The organism is Bacillus sp. JAS24-2, from assembly GCF_008274905.1.
Classification (GTDB): domain Bacteria; phylum Bacillota; class Bacilli; order Bacillales; family Bacillaceae_G; genus Bacillus_A; species Bacillus_A cereus.
In genome coordinates, this window is sequence record NZ_CP031068.1 from 3,493,846 (window position 1) to 3,512,778 (window position 18,933).

Consider the following 18,933-nt stretch of genomic DNA (forward strand, 5'->3'; position numbering starts at 1 on the left):
TATGAATTTTTTCATTCTTTTTTCTAATCGCATAAATCATTACTTTTATACGAAAAAAGCTGCCGAAATCGACAGCTTCCCCTTAAGAAATTGTTAATAATTCTTTTTCAATTAATGCATCAATTGCAGAACAAATCGCAATCTTCACATGTGAATAAGTTAACCCACCTTGGACGTAAGCAACATAAGGCGGACGAATTGGACCATCAGCAGACAATTCAATACTTGCACCTTGAATAAATGTTCCCGCAGCCATAATTACATCATCTTCATAGCCTGGCATATAGTTTGCATACGGAGTAAAATGCGAATTAATTGGAGATGCATATTGAATCGCTTGGCAGAAGGCAATCATACGGTCTTTATCATCAAATTGAACAGATTGAATTAAATCTGTTCTTGGTGCATTCCACGCTGGTGACGTGTTCATTCCTAACTTTTCTAAAAACGCAGCTGTAAAAATTGCACCTTTCAGCGCTTGTCCTGCAACATGTGGCGCTAAGAAGAACCCTTGATACATTTCTTGCAGACTGTATAAAGACGCTCCAGCTTCCGCGCCAATTCCCGGAGATGTTAAACGATATGCACACGCTTCAACATACTGTTCTTTCCCGACAATATAACCACCAGTTTTAACAATTCCGCCGCCCGGGTTTTTAATAAGCGAACCCGCCATTAAATCTGCACCAACATGACATGGCTCTTGCTCTTCAATAAACTCGCCATAACAGTTATCTACAAACACAACAACATCAGGTTTAATTTCTTTAACAAACGCGATCATCTCTTTAATTTGAGAAATAGTAAACGATGGACGAGTAGCATAACCTTTCGAGCGCTGAATACCGATCATTTTCGTATTATTATGAATCGCTGCTGCAACAGCCTCAAAATCAACAAGCCCAGCTTCAGTTAGCGGAACTGCATTGTAACCGATATTATATTCTTTAAATGAACCTACACCTTTCCCACGTACACCAACAATTTCCTCTAACGTATCATACGGTTTCCCAGTGATATACAATAACTCATCTCCCGGGCGTAAAATACCAAATAACGCTGTAGAGATAGCGTGAGTACCTGAAATAATTTGCGGACGAACAAGTCCAGCTTCCGCCCCAAATACATCAGCATACACTTTTTCTAACGTATCACGGCCAATATCATCATAACCATAACCTGTTGTCGGGATAAAATGCGAGTCACTAATTTTATGTTTACGAAAACTTTCTAATACACGAAACTGATTGCTTTCAATTACTTCATCCGCACGTTTATGTACTTCTGTAATCTGACTCTCTACTTCTTTTACGATTGGAGCAATTTTTTCTCCATTTTTCAAACGATCAAACATTTTTATTTTCTCCTTCTTCCACTAAAAATCTCTTTAATTGCACATTAAGCGATGAATGAGTAAAAATATACCCTGCACAATCATATACAAATTTATCTTCTAGAAACTCCATCTTTGCTAATAGAGTTTCCGTCTTTAAAAGCGTTAACAACTTACCTTCACTCGGAGGGATTTCCACTCGATAACGATCCATTTCTTTCTTCATCTTCGTTTCTATCGCTTCTTTTATACGCAATAAATCACTTTCTTCAAAAGCACTAGTCATTAAGAAATCACTTTTCGGAAACGGAATAAAGTTTTGATGTAATTCATCTTTTTTATTATATAACGTAATAACAGGAATATGGTTAATTTCAAGTTCTGATAATAATCTTTTTACTGTTTTTTCATGCCCTATGTAGTTAGGATCCGCGGAATCAACTACATGTAAAATGACATCTGCTTCCCCCGCTTCTTCCAGTGTTGAACGAAAAGCAGCGATTAATGAAGTAGGTAAATCTTGTATAAAACCAACAGTATCAGTTAGTAATACTGTATAACCAGAAGATAACGGCATCTTCCTTGTCGTTGGGTCTAATGTTGCAAACAGAAGGTTTTCTTCAAACGTATCAGCTTCCGTTAATCTATTAAACAGTGTCGATTTCCCTGCATTTGTATACCCTATTAATGACACTTGAAATACTTTATTATCTTTTCTTCTCTCACGATATCTTTTTCGATGTTCCACAACAACTGCAAGTTGTTTCTTTATTTCATCAATACGCGATCGAATATGACGACGATCCGTCTCTAATTTCGTCTCACCCGGTCCTCTTGTTCCAATACCACCACCAAGACGCGATAAGGACAATCCTTGCCCCATAAGACGCGGCATTGTATATTGCAACTGAGCTAATTCTACTTGAAGCTTACCTTCCCTCGACTTCGCACGTTGCGCAAAAATATCCAGTATTAGTTGCGTTCGATCAATTACTCTCGCATCTAATACTGAGGATAAATTCCGAATTTGACTCGGCGTTAATTCATTATTAAATACAATAACATCCGGCTCTAACTCTTCAGTTAACATTGTAAGCTCTTCTAATTTCCCTTTACCTATGTAAGTTGCCGGATGAAACTTTGGTCGTTTTTGCGTTGTTGACACTAACAATTCTGCTCGTGCAGTCTTCGCTAGTGATGCAAGCTCTTTCATGGAATGCATAAATTTTTCATCATCATCTTGTGGCAATTGACAGCCTACTAATATGACTTTTTCTTTTTCTTCCATCAAATATGTTCACTCATCCTTTTCGAAATTTAAACCTTCTAATATAATAGCAGAGGAAGCACATTTCATCTAGTTAGCGGGGGAGAAAATTCATGGCATGGGAGATTTTTAGCATCATAGGCACAATCGCTTTCGCACTAAGCGGAGCCATTGTTGCAATGGAAGAGGATTATGATATTTTCGGGGTGTATATTTTAGGAATGGCAACCGCATTTGGGGGAGGTGCCCTTCGTAATTTATTAATCGGTTATCCGATTGTCGCGTTTTGGCAACAAGACATGTTATTCCAAATCGCACTTTTATCAATGACTATTATTTTTCTTTTTCCAAATAAGTTAATTAGACATTGGAAAAAGTGGGAAAATATCACTGACGCTATCGGCTTATCGGCATTTGCTGTACAAGGAGCATTATATGCCCAAAAATTAAATTTACCAATTAGCGCCACAATTGTAGCAGCTGTTTTAACTGGTATCGGCGGCGGTATCATTCGCGATCTTTTAGCCCGCAGAAAACCTCTCGTTCTTCGAGCTGAAGTATATGCCTTTTGGACAATTTTAGCAGGTTTCTTAATTGGAGCTCAAATTATTGTTAGCGATTGGGCTCTTTACATTCTATTCATTTTAATTGTTTGCTTCCGCATGGTTTCTATTCATTACAAATGGCATTTACCGCACAGACGTATCGAAACGAAAGAACGTTCAATGCATAAATAGCAATCTAACCTCTTTACATATCGTAAAGAGGTTTTTCTTTTCTAACGATTTTTTCTTTATATAATGTTTATACTAATTTTTAAAGTGAGGTGAATACAAATGACAAACCACGTTAATAAAGGAGCTCAAAAAAGCTCAGTAAATCAATTTGGACACGATCCTAATTCAGCACACGAAAAGAGCGCTAAAATGGAACACTTCCATAAAACACACCAAGAAAAAGCAAAAAAAGAGTAAACGAACTTATACACAAAAATTGACGCACAGTTTATGTACTGTGCGTCTCCTCTTCGAGCATCAAATCCATACTCGATATTCCAATTAAATCATTTTTATCATACGCATCTTCTTGCAACAACCGCATCGCCTGTGTACGAATTGATTTTTCAACAATATTCCGTACATATCGCCCATTACTAAACGATGTAATTTGCGACGAATACTTCACCGCATGTAAATGATCCCTAAATTTCCATTCAGCTTCTTTTGATAACTGATATTCACGATCTTCATACATTCTCTTCCCAATTTCCAATAGCTGATTTACCGAGTAATCCGCAAACTCAATAATAAATGGAAAACGAGATTGAAGCCCTGGATTTAATGAAAGAAAGTGATTCATCTCTCTTGAATATCCAGCTAAAATCAATACAAAACCATGTTGTTTATCTTCCATATGTTTTACAAGCGTATCAATTGCTTCTTTTCCAAAGTCCTTCTCTCCTCCTCGAGCTAAAGAATACGCCTCATCAATAAACAAAATACCTCCCATTGCTTTTTTTATTAAATCTCTTGTTTTTTGGGCTGTATGGCCGATGTACTCTCCTACAAGATCAGCACGTTCAGCTTCAACCAAGTGGCCTTTCGATAGAATATTCATCTCAAACAGCAATTTTCCTATCATTCTAGCAACAGTTGTCTTCCCTGTACCTGGATTCCCTTTAAACAGCATATGAAGTACTTGCTTCTCTGACTTCAATCCCTTTTCTTGTCTTTTTTTATTCACATAAATCCAAGCATATATTTCTTTTATTATCTTTTTTATATCCTCCATCCCAACAAGCTTCCCCATCTCTTCTTCAATTCTCTGCAGCATTTCATGTTTAATTGCAGTTTCATTTGAAATTACCGTTTTATTTTCTGCGGCTGGCAAAGAAATTTTCTTTCGATGGTTTAACACAATATTAATTTGATTGTTGTTTTTCTTTCGCATCGATTGTTCCATACAATCACCTCATTTTATCCACTCACCAAATATTATTATTCCTGTCCCCCTTGTAAATGCCTATTTTCAGAAAAGTTTGCTATAATATAAGAAATAATTAAGGTGGTGGGACTATGGAGACAACGGAATTCCATGATACAATACAAGCCTTTTCTATTTTTTTATTGAATAAAGGCCGAAAACCCTCAACTATTAAACGTTATGTTTATGACATTGAAGACTTCGGACATTGGTTAGAAAAAAACAAAAAGCTCCCTTCCAGTAATATATGGGCTACACTTTGTACAAAAGACTACGAAGATTACTTTTCCGATTTAAAAACGAATCGACATTACTCAGAAAAAACGATGCATCGTGTATTTATTGTACTAAATAGAATGCATCATTTTCTAAACATTCCTAATCCATTGAAGAATATGGAAATATCTATTCAACCAGACCGTACACTTCGTAACGAAGATTTCATTTCACCTGATGAAGAAAAAAGGTTAAAGTATATAGTCACTTCATTAGAAGGACTTTCAGAAAAACAACTTCCTGTGCGCCCCTTATTAATGGATCGCAATATTGCTATTTTAAATCTATTGATTGACTACGGTTTATCCTTACAGGAACTTACAGCATTAACAATGCATCACGTTCACTTTGAAACTAATACATTATCAATCCCAGCAACCGCAGGTGTAGAAAGAACAATTACATTAGCAAAAGAAGACAAAAAACAACTATATAATTATTACAAAAGCATCCCAGAACCAGTTCGTCCTAAATACCATAGTGATGATCCATTATTTGTCGCATTCGATTTTAACCGTGGAACATACAGGTGGGTATATGAAAATGATGCACCAAAGGCATTAACGGAAATTGCTATACAAAAAATGATTCGCCTCGAAGTGGCTAGAGCCAATTTACGTAAAGGAATTTCAGGACAACATTTTCGTAACACCTATATTTTAAACTTAATAAAAAAAGAAACTCCTGAATCAGAAATTATAAAACTCGCTGGATTCAAATCAAAAATTTCCTTAAAGCGATATTATCAATACGCAGAAAATAGAAAAAACGCCTTATTGTAAGGCGTTTTTTCTATTTTTTCTTTAAACAAACGATTTTACTATGACCATTTAACTAATTTCTGCATCTACTATGATGAGTTTCGTTCACATTTTCGTGAGAAAGGAGAGATTTAATGTCTCGTTATAACGACAATCAAAACAAATTCTCCAAACCATGCTTTCCAAGTAGCGCCGGACGAATCCCGAATACTCCATCAATCCCAATTACTAAAGCTCAACTTAGAACATTTCGTGCGATTATTATTGATTTAACAAAAATAATCCCAAAACTTTTCGCAAATCCATCTCCCCAAAATATTGAAGACCTAATCGATACATTGAACCTACTGAGTAAATTTATTTGTTCACTAGACGCTACTTCCTCCCTGAAAGCACAAGGGTTAGCTATTATTAAAAACTTAATAACTATATTAAGAAATCCAACCTTTGTAGCAAGCGCTGTATTTATTGAGCTTCAAAATCTCATTAACTATTTACTATACATTACAAAATTATTCCGAATTGACCCTTGCACACTTCAAGAGCTCCTTAAATTAATAGCAGCATTACAAACTGCTCTAGTTAATTCTGCTTCGTTCATTCAAGGACCTACCGGACCTACTGGACCAGCAGGCGCTACTGGTGCCACTGGGCCTCGAGGTAACACGGGCGCTACCGGCGCTACTGGGCCTCGAGGTAACACGGGCGCTACCGGCGCTACTGGGCCTCGAGGTAACACGGGCGCTACTGGCGCTACCGGGCCTCGAGGTAACACGGGCGCTACTGGCGCTACCGGTGCCACTGGACCTCGAGGTAACACGGGCGCTACTGGACCTCGAGGTAACACGGGCGCTACTGGCGCTACTGGACCTCAAGGTAACACGGGCGCTACTGGCGCTACTGGCGCTACCGGTGCCACTGGACCTCAAGGTAACACGGGCGCTACTGGCGCTACCGGTGCCACTGGGCCTCGAGGTAACACAGGCGCTACTGGCGCTACTGGGCCTCAAGGTAACACGGGCGCTACTGGTGCCACTGGACCTCAAGGTAACACGGGCGCTACCGGTGCCACTGGGCCTCGAGGTAACACGGGCGCTACTGGCGCTACCGGTGCCACTGGGCCTCGAGGTAACACGGGCGCTACTGGCGCTACCGGTGCCACTGGGCCTCGAGGTAACACGGGCGCTACTGGCGCTACCGGTGCCACTGGGCCTCAAGGTAACACGGGCGCTACTGGCGCTACCGGTGCCACTGGGCCTCAAGGTAACACGGGTGCTACTGGTATAGGAGTTACCGGACCTACTGGACCTTCTGGCGGGCCTCCTGGACCTACTGGACCTCAAGGTAACACAGGTGCTACTGGCGCTACTGGACCTCAAGGCGCTCAAGGTAACACAGGTGCTACTGGTGCTACTGGACCTCAAGGTGCTCAAGGTAACACAGGTGCTACTGGTGCTACTGGACCTCAAGGTGCTCAAGGTAACACAGGTGCTACTGGTGCTACTGGACCTCAAGGTGTTCAAGGTAACACAGGTGCTACTGGTGCCACTGGACCTCAAGGTGTTCAAGGTAACACAGGCGCCACTGGACCTCAAGGTGCTCAAGGTAACACGGGTGCTACTGGTGCCACTGGACCTCAAGGTGTTCAAGGTAACACAGGTGCTACTGGCGCTACTGGACCTCAGGGTGTTCAAGGTAACACGGGTGCTACTGGCGCTACCGGTGCCACTGGACCTCAAGGTGTTCAAGGTAACACAGGCGCTACCGGCGCTACTGGTGCTACTGGACCTCAAGGTGTTCAAGGTAACACAGGTGCTACTGGTGCTACTGGACCTCAAGGTGTTCAAGGTAACACAGGCGCTACCGGGCCTCAAGGCATTCAAGGACCAACGGGTGCTACCGGCGCTACTGGCATAGGAGTTACTGGACCTACTGGACCTTCTGGTGGACCTACCGGACCTACTGGGCCTACTGGACCTAGCTTCCCTATAGCAACAATTGTTGTAACAAACAATATTCAGCAAACAGTACTGCAATTTAATAATTTTATTTTTAGTACTGCAATTAACGTAAACAATATTATCTTCAACGGCACAGATACAGTTACTGTTATTAACGGTGGTATTTATGTAATTAGCGTATCCATTTCTACAACTGCGCCAGGATGCGCTCCACTCGGAGTAGGAATTTCAATTAATGGAGCAGTCGCAACTGATAATTTCTCTTCAAATTTAATAGGCGACTCACTTTCATTTACTACAATAGAAACATTAGCAGCCGGTGCAAGAATCTCTGTCCAATCTACACTTAATGAGATTACGATCCCTGCAACAGGAAATACTAACATCCGCCTTACTGTATTTAGAATCGCTTAAATTTCACTATATATTGTTTATGACAAATAAAAAAAGAGCGAGGAAACTCGCTCTTTTTTGTTATGTACAATAATTCATTACTATTCTAATTCAATTGAAACATTTTTTTGTGGTACAAATGTAGAAATTGCATGTTTATAAATAAGCTGTTGCTTACCTTCTGTTTCCAGCAGGACTGTAAAATTATCAAATCCTTTAATTAGTCCACGAAGCTGGAAACCATTTAATAAGTACAGCGTAACAAACGTATTTTCTTTACGGAGTTGATTTAAAAACTGATCTTGAATATTGATTGATTGCTTCATGTCGAATCCTCCTCTTTTTCTCTACTTACTATTATTCGACTTTACTTGTAACTTTCCTTCTATGTATCGTAAAATTTCTGACGTTTTTTCACCGTTTGTAACATCAAACCACGTGACATCCATTTTATTACGGAACCACGTTAATTGACGCTTTGCATAACGACGCGAATTCGTCTTTAATTGTGATACCGCATCTTCTAAAGAAACTCGATTCTCAAAATAATCATAGATTTCTTTATATCCAATCGCTTGAATAGATTGACAATCTCGTATCCCTCTATTATACAGCCCTTCTACTTCCTCTAATAGGCCTTGTTCCATCATCAAATCCACTCGTAAGTTAATGCGATCGTATAGCATTTCTCGATCCATTGTCAAGCCAATTAATGAAACATCATAGAGTAACTCTTTTTCTTGTTTCTCAATTTGTTCACTCATTTTTTCACCCGTTGTGCGAAAAATTTCTAACGCCCGAATGACACGTCGTACATTATTTGCATGAATACGCTCCGCACTTTCTGGATCTACTTCTTGCAATTTTTTATGTACATATTCCACACCGCGTTCTAAAGCTAACTTTTCCATTTGCTCTCGGTATATCACATCACCAGCATCATCTGTAAACTGATAATCGAATAAAACAGATTGTATATAAAGACCGGTCCCACCAACTATAATTGGTAATTTACCACGTTCTGTAATTTCTCGAATATGCTTGCGAACACGTTCTTGAAATTCCGCGACAGAAAATGAATCTTCCGGATTTTTTATATCGATCATATAATGTGGAATTCCGTCCATCTCTGCTTTTGTTACCTTTGCAGTTCCAATATCCATCGTTCGATAGATCTGCATGGAATCACCACTAATAATTTCACCGTTCAACGCTTTGGCAAGATTGATACTTAACTTCGTCTTTCCAACAGCAGTTGGTCCAATGATGACAGCAACTTTTTCACGTTGCACTTCTCCCATATCATTCAACTCTCTTTATGTAATATACTCCATCTATTGATTATACCCAATCTTACCAATTTTAACGGCATGATTGCAAGTTCTTTCATTTCGGTACATGAAATTATACAGAAAAAAGAACATAGTTTGTCCAATTCTGCATATACATGATAAAAATAGTTTCGAGAGGATGAGTTAACTATGAAACAATCCACCATCAATTTTTCATCTTTGACAAAAGACCTCATTTTAGCTACTTCTATAAAAGAACAAAATTGTTCACAAGAGGAATTATACTTCGCCCTAAATTGTTTACTACGGGCTTTTCATTCTACCCTCCATGAAACAACATTACATCCAGAAAATAAAAATACAGAATATATACAAACGCAATTTTGCAGTGCATATAAAATTATTACAGGTAAAACTATTTATCCATTTCAATAATCCATAAAAAGCGGCTGCTTACATAATTTCAAGCAACCGCTTTTTATATTAATATCGATAACCTATTGTATAACTTTCACTTTTACAGATTTGCGCCCCCAGCTATTAGCACTACCATCTGAACCGACTAATACATCAATACGATTTCCTTTAATCGCACCACCAGTGTCTCCAGCAATCGCTTCTCCATATCCTTCTACCCATACTTTTGATCCAAGCGGAATTACTTTCGGATCAACAGCAATTACTTTCATATTTGGATTTGCTGTTAAATCATGCCCCATTGCAGTTAATACACGACCACCATACGAACCATTCTCACTCGGATCTGCTGTATATGCCGTCGCTTCTACTGTAATTTCACGACCACCAGTAGGCGCACTTGTTTCAGTAGATTTTGCAACTGGTTTTGCAGCCGGTTTTTCTTTTACCACAGGTTTACTTGATTCTACATTCTTAATAGAATCGTTACTCTTAACAGACTCTTTATTCTTAACTACTGTATTATTTTTAACCGGCGTATTTGTTCTAGCTGGCGCTTCTTCTTGAGCTACAACCTCTTTCTTTTCGATTACAGGGGCTGTTCCTGTTAAAAATGGCACGTGAACATATCCAACTTTTCCATTGTAGTCGAATTGTAACCATTCATTTTGAACTTGATTCGTCGTTTCAATCACATCATTTTTATTAAGTTTACCTAAAATTTCAGAATCAGTATTCGCTCCAGCACGAACATTTAATACGCCCGCCGTTACATAATATGTGCTCTTTGTAAAATCGGCACTTACAAACGCTTCCTTACCGTTCAACTTAATTTTTGTCCATCCATTTTCTGTATTTATAACATCTAGTGTATTCCCACTTAACACTTTACCTACAAGCTTTGACTCTACATTTGGGTTTTCTCTAACATTTAATACGTCTGTTGTTACAATTGTTTCCGCTTTAGCAGAACCCGCAAAAATCCCAAGACCAAAAACTGCTGCTGTTGCTATACCTAATAATTTTTTCATGAATAGCCTCCATTTGCTTTGTTTTCGTATTTTCATTATAGCAACAGATTTTTAGAATTTTTAGAAATCACACAATTACAAAGCATTCGTAATATACGATTAACGAGTTGTAACATAAATTTCCATATTAATAAAATGTATTTCTCATACAATCTCCAGTGGTTTTCATATATTTTTCATATACGAGCACAAGAACTTTTTTCCAGAAAAAATTACAGTGTTACTTTTTTGTTACAAAAAAGTAACAATTCGTTACATCTTTTACCAAAAAACATCAATATTTAATTGTTAACCTATTTTTTTGTAATAAAAAGAGAGCAGCTACTAAAAGCTGCTCTCTTTTCATTTGTTATTGAACTTTCTTTTTCCAAACACCTAGCATAATAGCCGAGACAATCGTTCCAATTAATATAGAGAAAATATATAGTAACGGTTTATTTACTAACGCTATTACAAATAATCCACCATGCGGTGCTGGTAATGTAATTTGGAATAACATAGATAACGCACCTGCAATACTTGAACCAACAACACAACTTACGATTACTCGAACCGGATCTGCAGCTGCAAACGGAATCGCACCTTCTGTAATGAACGATGCTCCCATAATATAATTTGTTAAACCAGATTTACGTTCCGCTTCTGTAAACTTTGATTTAAAGAATGTAGTTGCAAATGCAATCGCAAGTGGCGGTACCATACCACCAGCCATAACTGCTGAGTGCACTCCAAAATTCTGTGCTTCTATTGCAGCAATACCAAACGTAAACGCCGCTTTATTAATTGGACCACCCATATCAATTGCCATCATACCACCTAAAATAAGACCTAGTAATATAGCATTCGTACCGTTTAAACCATTTAACCACCCTGTCAACATTTCATTTAATGCTACTACAGGCGGAATCACTGCTTTTTGCATTACAACTCCTGTAATCAATAATCCAAAGACTGGATATAACAAAACAGGTTTAATTCCTTCTAATTGTACTGGTAGTCCTGAAAATAATCTTTTCAACCCTAAAACAACATATCCAGCTAAGAAACCAGCAATTAATCCACCTAAAAAGCCAGCATTCGCATTCGCCGCTAAAAATCCACCTACAACACCAGGCATAAAACCAGGACGATCAGCAATAGAACTTGCAATAAATCCAGCTAAAATTGGTACAAGGAATAAAAACGCACCTGTTTTTCCTCCACCAATTGACATGAACAATTCAGCTAAAGGACCTTCCGCCTTTATACCACCAAACGAAAACGCTAGCGCTATTAAAATCCCGCCGCCAACAACGAACGGAAGCATATTACTTACGCCATTCATTAAATGCTTATAAATTCCTAATCCTTTTTCTTTTTCCGTACTTTCTGCCTTTCCATCTTCTTTTACACCTTTAAAGATTGGTGCATCTTGCTTTACAGCTCGATTAAGAAGTGTTTCCGTTTTTCTAATCCCATCAGCGACTGGTACTTGAATGACATGTTTACCAGCAAAACGATTCATTTCTACTTGTTTATCCGCCGCAACAATAATAGCTGTTGCACGTTCAATATCCTCTTTCGTTAAACCGTTTTTAATACCTGTCGATCCGTTTGTTTCAACTTTAATCGCTATTCCTAACTCTGTCGCTTTTGCTTTTAAGCTATCCGCTGCCATATATGTGTGAGCGATTCCAGTTGGACAAGCTGTAACAGCAAGTACGTACGGTTCATTTACTTCTGGTTTTGCGACTTCAATCTCTTCTTCTTTTTCATTCTCTTTTTCATCAAATAGTTGAAGAAGCTCACTTTCATCCTTTGCTTCTAATAGTTGCTTGCGAAATCCTTCATCCATTAATAATGTCGATAAACGAGACAACGTTTCTAAATGAGTATTATTCGCTCCTTCACTTGCAGCAATCATAAAGAATAAGTGTGCTGGCTGTCCGTCAAGCGACTCATAATTGATACCGCTTACACTTCTACCAAAACAAATCGATGGTTGTTTAACAGCCTTTGTCTTCGCATGAGGTATTGCAATACCTTCCCCTATTCCAGTCGTACTTTGGGACTCCCGCTTTAAAATAGCTTCTTTAAATTCCATTTTACTATTTAAACGATTTGCCCCATTTAATTTCTCAACTAATTCATCTATGACAGCTTCTTTATTTGAAGCTGTCAAATCCATAATGACTGTATCTCTTTTTAATAGTTCTGTAATTTTCATATGTTGCTTCCCCCTATCGCTTAGCTACAATTACTTGCGACAATAATTCTTCTACTTTTTCCTTCTTACATAAATCAGCTGAAAATGCTGTTGCACTCCCTGTTGCAACGCCGTATTGAAATGCCTTTTCAATATCTTTTGTCTGTTCATATTTGCCTACAAACCCTGCAACAAGAGAATCTCCGGCCCCAACTGAATTAATTACAACACCTTTTGGAACAGTCGCTTCATATATACCTTCTGCCGTAAATAATAAAGCTCCCTCTCCAGCCATCGATACGATAACGTGTTTTATACCTTGTTCAATTAATTTTCTTCCATAAGGTAAAACGTCCTCTACTGTTGAAAGCTCCACTCCAAACAACTCACCAAGTTCATGATGGTTTGGCTTAATTAAAAATGGCTTATTTTTAATTACATGCTGCAGTGCACTTCCACTCGCATCGACTACTACTCGAATACCTTTTTCAGCTCCGAGCGCTGCGATTGATTCATAAAAGGTAGTTGGGATAGATGCAGGTACACTTCCAGCTAGCACAACGCAATCTCCCTGCTTCATACTTTCGATTTGTTTCATTAATTGTTCAAATTGCTCATTTGTCACATTAGGACCTTGCCCATTTAATTCTGTCTCTTCTTGCCCTTTTATTTTCACATTAATTCGGGAATCTCCGTCTACTTGGATGAAGTTTGTCATTACGCCTTCCGCCTGTAATACACCTTTAATAAATTGACCGGTGAATCCACCAGTAAATCCAAGTGCTATATTTTCCACACCTAAACAATGGAGAACGCGAGAAACATTAATCCCTTTTCCTCCAGGAAACTTCATATCTTTCTCTGCTCGATTGACTGCGCCTAAATCAAAGGAATTAACTTGTACTACATAATCAATAGATGGATTTAAAGTAACTGTATAGATCATTGTTTATCAGCCTCAATTACATTGGTTTGTCTTTTATATTTTTCTAAATCAATTTCTAAATGGTTTGTAATAATATTTGCTTCTTCAACATTTGCAATTTTCGCAAATGCAACTTCTGAAAACTTACTTTCATCAATTAAGAAATATCCTTCGTTTGCTAATGTTAATGCCATTTGTTTTAAGAGCGCTTCTTCTGGATCTGGCGTTGTAAAGCCAAGCTGTTCATGTACACCATTTGCACCTAAAAAACATTTATCAAAACGATACTTCTGCATACTTTCCTGTGCCATAGCACCGATTAAAGCTTTCGTCCTACTCTTCATCATTCCACCTAGTAAATACGCACGAATATTATTTTCAACTAAAGCTTCAATATGCATAAGTCCATTCGTAACGACAGTCACATCTTTATTTATTAAAAATGGAATCATTTCAAATGTTGTACTTCCTGCATCTAAATAAATACAATCACCTTGTTCAATAACGCTAGCCGCATAATTAGCAATTTGTTGTTTTATTTGAATGTTTTTGGATGATTTTTCAACCATCGTTGGTTCTTGCCCTTTTCCTGTTAAAACAGCGGCACCACCATGAACTCTTTTTAATAACCTTTGCTTTTCCAATTGTGCTAAATCACGGCGAATTGTCGACTCAGAGCTTTCTGTTCTTTCAACTAATTGCTGTAATTTTACAACTTTCTGTTCTTTTACAAGTTGCAATATCATTTGATGACGTTCAGGAGTTAACATTTTATTCACCTCTTCTTTGATTACAGTATAATGAAAACGGTCACAAAAATCAACCACAAACAATCAAAAATAATCAAAAACACCCATAAACATTTATAAACAGCAAAAAGAAACCTATTCGATTAAACAATCAAATAGGTTTCTTTTCTAAATTCACTTATAAAGAAGCTTTATATATACTTAAAACATCATCTTTATTTAATTTTTTAAAGTTACCAAATTCACCATACGCCATCGCTTTATTAGCCATTATATCAATTTCATTTTCTCCAATACCGTAATCAGCTAATGTTGCTGGCGCTTCAATTGAAGTCCAAAATTGACGCAGTGCCTTAATTCCTTCTAAAGCCACTTCTTTATCTGTTTTGCCATCTGTTTCTATATCAAATACACGAATAGCGAACTGTTTAAAACGACTTACATTTTCCTCTACAACATGTTTCATCCAGTTCGGGAATAAAATCGCAAGGCCACCCCCGTGTGGTATATCATGAACAGCAGAAACTGCATGCTCAATATTATGAGTCGCCCAATCTCCTTTTACTCCCATCGCTAAAATGCCGTTTAACGCCATAGTACCACAATATAAAATAGTTTCTCTATGCTCATAATTTTCTAAATCACTTAAAAGCTTAGGTGCTGTCTCAATTACTGTTTTTAAAACAGCTTCACAATAACGATCTTGTAGTTCTGTATTCGTTCCATGATGGAAATATTGTTCTAATACGTGCGACATAATATCTACCATACCGTAAATGGTTTGATCTTTCGGTACAGAAGTAGTATGAACTGGATCTAAAATTGAAAACTGCGGGAAAGTAACTGGGCTACCCCATCCATACTTTTCATTCGTTTCCCAGTTTGTAATTACCGAGCCTGCATTCATTTCAGATCCTGTTGCTGCAAGAGTAAGTACAGTACCAAATGGTAATGCCTCATTAGCAAATGTTTTTTTCGTTACAATATCCCATACATCTCCATCGTACTTACTACCAGCTGCAATTGCCTTCGTACAGTCGATCACACTTCCTCCACCAACTGCTAAAATAAATTCAACACCATTTTCTTTACAAATTTGAATCCCTTTCTTTACAGTTGATACACGTGGATTCGGTTCAACACCTGTCAATTCAAATACTTCTGCATTTATATCCTTTAAAATAGAAATTACATTATCATAAATACCGTTTCTTTTAATGCTGCCTCCCCCGTATACGAGAAGAACTTTTTTACCGAACTGTGGAATTTCAGTTTTTAACTGCTCTAATTGACCTTTACCGAAAATAAGTTTCGTTGGATTACGAAATACAAAATTTTGCATATTCCTTTACCATCCCTTCTATATGAAAAGCAACTATACTTTTGTATACCATATTTTTTTCATTTCACAAAAATATTTGCTTAATAAAAAAACCCCAGCCTACAGGCTGAGATTTTTTATTGGTAATAAGGTGAGATCATTAAGTAAACAATAACACCAGATAAACTTACATATAACCAAATCGGCATCGTCCAACGTACAATTTTACGATGACGTGTTAATTGATTTGTAAAACCAAATACAAGTGCAAACAATGCAAGCGGTACAATAATTGCCGCCAGGATAATATGTGTAATTAAAATGATGAAATACACATATTTAATGAATCCTTCTCCGCCAAAATGTGTTGCTGGCGCTAAGTAATGATAAGATAAATAAGAAACACAAAATAGCAACGTCGTTGTAAATGCTGCCAGGATGAAACCACGGTGCATTTTCACATTCTTCTTAATAATAGAGTATAGAGCTGCTAATAAGAATACGAACGTAAAGCTATTAAAAATTGCATTTAACATTGGTAAAATTGTTACATCAAAATGTAATTCTCCTTCATAGCCAACAGGTCCAAAGAACAAAAATAAAATAATCGCATTTACAATTACAGAAAGCGTTATCACAATAGGAGCATAGCTTTTCTGATTTGTTGATTGATCCACCAAAATGGTCACTCCCTCTTCCTTCAAATATGTATACGTAACCTCACTATTTTAACATACTATTCACAGTGTAAATGTGACAATAGTTTGACACAGCAAGATAAGACAAAGAAAAAATCCTTCTTAATAAAACTTCTTAAGAAGGATTTTATCGCTTTATTATTCAAATAGCAACGCGATTAGTTTTTGTTAAAAAATGTATCGCTATATGCTTGAAAAATTTCAGACACTTGATATCCCATTAAAGAAATTGCTGTTAATGAAAAGAAACCAATCATAAGAAATCGAAACCACATATAAATCTCCTCCTTGTATTTAGCTTAAAAAACATTCGCTATATTACAAGTTGAGTGGCACTCTTCATCGTCACTTTCCTTTTTCCTTACAATTGCTGTAATAAATCGAATCATAAAGAAAATAACAAAAGGAATTTGTTCGTAATTCACATTGGCATAGTTTAGCAACGGCTCGCGCTGCATATCGAACGGGGATGAGAAGGAATAGAACATACCTTGCTCTTCCATATATACAATTACAATTTTCATGCAAAATACGATTCCTAGAAACGAAACAATATCTTGCCATTCTGTCGTATATAACAGGTTATACAGCTCTAATACGTACTCTTCCATTATCATCCCCCCCTTCCTTTTTTACCATTTTGCTCGCCTTCGTATAAAAAGTCAAGAAAAAAGTTTATATCCACTATGACAATAGTAATTACTTGTTTCTATGATTATATATGATTCTTTTATAGCAATGACTGGGTGTAACTCTCTTCGAAAATTAGAAAATTAGAAAATTAGAATCGAACAGATTCCTCATTCTTACTTTTAGGATTCAAAACTGTGCTATTTTTATTTCTATTAAAAATAAAATAAGAAAGTATGATAAGAACAGTAACAAACATTGTTAAAAGTGCTTGTGAACGTAAAGTATCAATTGCGAACATCGCAACTAAAACTGCTATAATAGCAACAATTGTAACATACGTTACATACGGAAAAAGCCACATTTTCACTTTCAAATTTTGTTGTTCCACTTTCCCCATTTTTTTACGCATCTTTAAATGCGAAACTGCAATAACGAGATAAACTAGTAACGCAATCCCGCCAGATGCATTCACTAAAAACAAAAAGACTTTATCTGGAGAAATGTAACTAAACACAACGCCAATATAAGCGAAGAAAGTTCCAAATAAAACGGCCAGAACTGGAACACCACTACTGTTCAATTTCAAAAACGCCTTTGGAGCATCTCCTCTTTCTGCCATCGAAAAAAGCATTCTTGAGTTTGTATATAAACCCGAATTTAAACAAGAGAGTACAGCTGTTAAAACGATAAAATTCATAATTTGTGCCGCAGCTGGTATTCCTATATGTTCCAATACAGCTACAAATGGACTTTTTAATATGTTTGCTGAATTCCATGGCAGTAGCGTAACAACTACCGCTATAGACCCAATAAAAAATACAAGAATACGCCAAATCACACTGTTTGTTGCTGTTTTTACTGCTTTTACAGGTTCTGCAGATTCACCTGCGGCTACCGCTACAATTTCTGATCCCATAAATGAAAATATAACGACAGTAATTCCAAGCAGTACCGAACTTATACCGTTTGGCATAAATCCACCTTGTCCAATTAAATTCGAAGTGCCGGGTGCTTCTGTTCCTGGAACAAATCCTAAAATAACAGCAAGACCTAGACAAAGGAACAAAACAATACTTATTACTTTAATAAAAGAAAACCAATATTCAAACTCTCCAAATGATTTCACCGAAAAAACGTTCGTCAGCGTTAATAAAATTGTTAATATTAAACTTAATAACCAAAGCGGTATTTGTGGAATCCAATATTGGATAATACCAGCACCTGCTGTGGCTTCTATTGCAATAACAATTACCCAAAAAAACCAGTATAACCAGCCTATTGTATAACCCGCCCAAGGACCAATCGCTTCTCTTGCATACGTTGCAAATGAACCACTTGTCGGATTAACAGCTGCCATTTCTCCTAGCATTCTCATGACGAAAATGACTAGAAGTCCTGCTAATGCATATGAAACGATAGAACCTGGTCCTGCCGAATGTACAACTGCACCACTTCCAACAAACAAACCAGCCCCTATTACACCGCCAATTGAAATCATTGTAATGTGGCGTATTTTGAGGTCTTTCTTTAGATTTTTATCCAAATCTTGTACATCCCCTTCCAAACTAAATTTTGAAATTTATGTAAGAGTACTGTGCGAAAGATTTTGTCCTATACTTTAAAATATATCAAAATATTCTGAATTCAACAATTAAAATTCAACCTCCTTCAAAAATTATTACATTAGGTTTAATACTTTCCCATACAC

Annotated in this window: 18 protein-coding genes; 5 read left to right on the plus strand and 13 right to left on the minus strand. The window is 37.2% G+C overall.

What is annotated here, in order from left to right:
- Positions 1-82 precede the first annotated feature (82 nt).
- Together DN407_RS18025 and hflX are read right to left on the minus strand one after the other, a co-directional pair.
- A complete protein-coding gene (locus tag DN407_RS18025) occupies positions 83-1,354 on the minus strand; it encodes a methionine gamma-lyase family protein (RefSeq protein ID WP_000460289.1) in 1,272 nt (423 codons plus the stop codon).
- Positions 1,347-2,621 (minus strand): GTPase HflX, encoded by a 1,275-nt coding sequence (gene hflX / locus DN407_RS18030; RefSeq protein WP_149216765.1) that lies wholly within the window; start codon positions 2,619-2,621, stop codon positions 1,347-1,349. The genes DN407_RS18025 and hflX overlap by 8 nt, the downstream gene beginning before the upstream one ends.
- A gap of 92 nt (positions 2,622-2,713) precedes the next feature.
- Here hflX and DN407_RS18035 point away from each other — a divergent pair, with 92 nt between their 5' ends.
- Together DN407_RS18035 and DN407_RS31680 are read left to right on the plus strand one after the other, a co-directional pair.
- Positions 2,714-3,337 (plus strand): trimeric intracellular cation channel family protein, encoded by a 624-nt coding sequence (locus DN407_RS18035; protein ID WP_000312267.1) that lies wholly within the window; start codon positions 2,714-2,716, stop codon positions 3,335-3,337.
- Positions 3,338-3,436: 99 nt separating this feature from the next.
- The gene (locus tag DN407_RS31680) at positions 3,437-3,574 is read left to right on the plus strand and encodes a hypothetical protein (protein ID WP_000181501.1); all 138 of its coding nucleotides are present in this window, start codon (positions 3,437-3,439) and stop codon (positions 3,572-3,574) included.
- A 31-nt stretch (positions 3,575-3,605) separates the two neighbouring features.
- Here the strand turns inward: DN407_RS31680 and spoVK are convergent, their stop codons facing one another.
- Positions 3,606-4,562, minus strand: coding sequence for a stage V sporulation protein K (spoVK, locus tag DN407_RS18040; RefSeq protein ID WP_000438175.1), 957 nt, complete (start codon positions 4,560-4,562; stop codon positions 3,606-3,608).
- Between the two features lie 113 nt (positions 4,563-4,675).
- Here spoVK and DN407_RS18045 point away from each other — a divergent pair, with 113 nt between their 5' ends.
- On the plus strand, positions 4,676-5,641 hold the full coding sequence (locus DN407_RS18045; RefSeq protein WP_000450319.1) for a tyrosine-type recombinase/integrase: 966 nt from the start codon (positions 4,676-4,678) through the stop codon (positions 5,639-5,641).
- A 113-nt stretch (positions 5,642-5,754) separates the two neighbouring features.
- The gene (locus DN407_RS18050; RefSeq protein WP_149216544.1) at positions 5,755-7,995 is read left to right on the plus strand and encodes a Gly-Xaa-Xaa repeat protein; all 2,241 of its coding nucleotides are present in this window, start codon (positions 5,755-5,757) and stop codon (positions 7,993-7,995) included.
- Between the two features lie 80 nt (positions 7,996-8,075).
- On the opposite strand, the gene hfq is transcribed toward DN407_RS18050, so the two are convergent.
- Both hfq and miaA read right to left on the minus strand, forming a co-directional pair.
- Positions 8,076-8,300, minus strand: a complete 225-nt coding sequence (hfq, locus tag DN407_RS18055) for an RNA chaperone Hfq (protein ID WP_000813896.1) — start codon at positions 8,298-8,300, stop codon at positions 8,076-8,078.
- A 21-nt stretch (positions 8,301-8,321) separates the two neighbouring features.
- A complete protein-coding gene (gene miaA / locus DN407_RS18060; RefSeq protein WP_000504958.1) occupies positions 8,322-9,275 on the minus strand; it encodes a tRNA (adenosine(37)-N6)-dimethylallyltransferase MiaA in 954 nt (317 codons plus the stop codon).
- Between the two features lie 180 nt (positions 9,276-9,455).
- Between miaA and DN407_RS18065 the strand changes: the two genes are divergently transcribed.
- Complete coding sequence (locus DN407_RS18065; protein ID WP_000814426.1) at positions 9,456-9,701, plus strand: hypothetical protein; 246 nt, start codon at positions 9,456-9,458, stop codon at positions 9,699-9,701.
- Positions 9,702-9,763: 62 nt separating this feature from the next.
- On the opposite strand, the gene entD is transcribed toward DN407_RS18065, so the two are convergent.
- From entD to gabP, 8 genes are all read right to left on the minus strand, one after another.
- Positions 9,764-10,714, minus strand: coding sequence for a cell wall-binding protein EntD (entD, locus tag DN407_RS18070; RefSeq protein WP_000734613.1), 951 nt, complete (start codon positions 10,712-10,714; stop codon positions 9,764-9,766).
- Positions 10,715-11,063: 349 nt separating this feature from the next.
- A complete protein-coding gene (locus tag DN407_RS18075) occupies positions 11,064-12,920 on the minus strand; it encodes a PTS fructose transporter subunit IIABC (RefSeq protein WP_000704599.1) in 1,857 nt (618 codons plus the stop codon).
- A 13-nt stretch (positions 12,921-12,933) separates the two neighbouring features.
- A complete protein-coding gene (gene pfkB, locus DN407_RS18080) occupies positions 12,934-13,845 on the minus strand; it encodes a 1-phosphofructokinase (protein ID WP_149216545.1) in 912 nt (303 codons plus the stop codon).
- Positions 13,842-14,594: a DeoR/GlpR family DNA-binding transcription regulator gene (locus DN407_RS18085; protein ID WP_000957286.1), complete on the minus strand. Its 753-nt coding sequence runs from the start codon at positions 14,592-14,594 to the stop codon at positions 13,842-13,844. Before DN407_RS18085 ends, pfkB begins: the two co-directional genes overlap by 4 nt.
- Positions 14,595-14,751: 157 nt before the next feature.
- On the minus strand, positions 14,752-15,915 hold the full coding sequence (locus tag DN407_RS18090) for an iron-containing alcohol dehydrogenase (RefSeq protein ID WP_001179092.1): 1,164 nt from the start codon (positions 15,913-15,915) through the stop codon (positions 14,752-14,754).
- 116 nt (positions 15,916-16,031) lie between these two features.
- Positions 16,032-16,574 (minus strand): DUF420 domain-containing protein, encoded by a 543-nt coding sequence (locus DN407_RS18095; protein ID WP_000228314.1) that lies wholly within the window; start codon positions 16,572-16,574, stop codon positions 16,032-16,034.
- Between the two features lie 317 nt (positions 16,575-16,891).
- Positions 16,892-17,209: a hypothetical protein gene (locus tag DN407_RS18100; RefSeq protein ID WP_103595474.1), complete on the minus strand. Its 318-nt coding sequence runs from the start codon at positions 17,207-17,209 to the stop codon at positions 16,892-16,894.
- Between the two features lie 164 nt (positions 17,210-17,373).
- Entirely contained in the window at positions 17,374-18,768 is a 1,395-nt protein-coding gene (gene gabP / locus DN407_RS18105) for a GABA permease (RefSeq protein WP_149216546.1), read from the minus strand.
- Positions 18,769-18,933 lie beyond the last annotated feature (165 nt).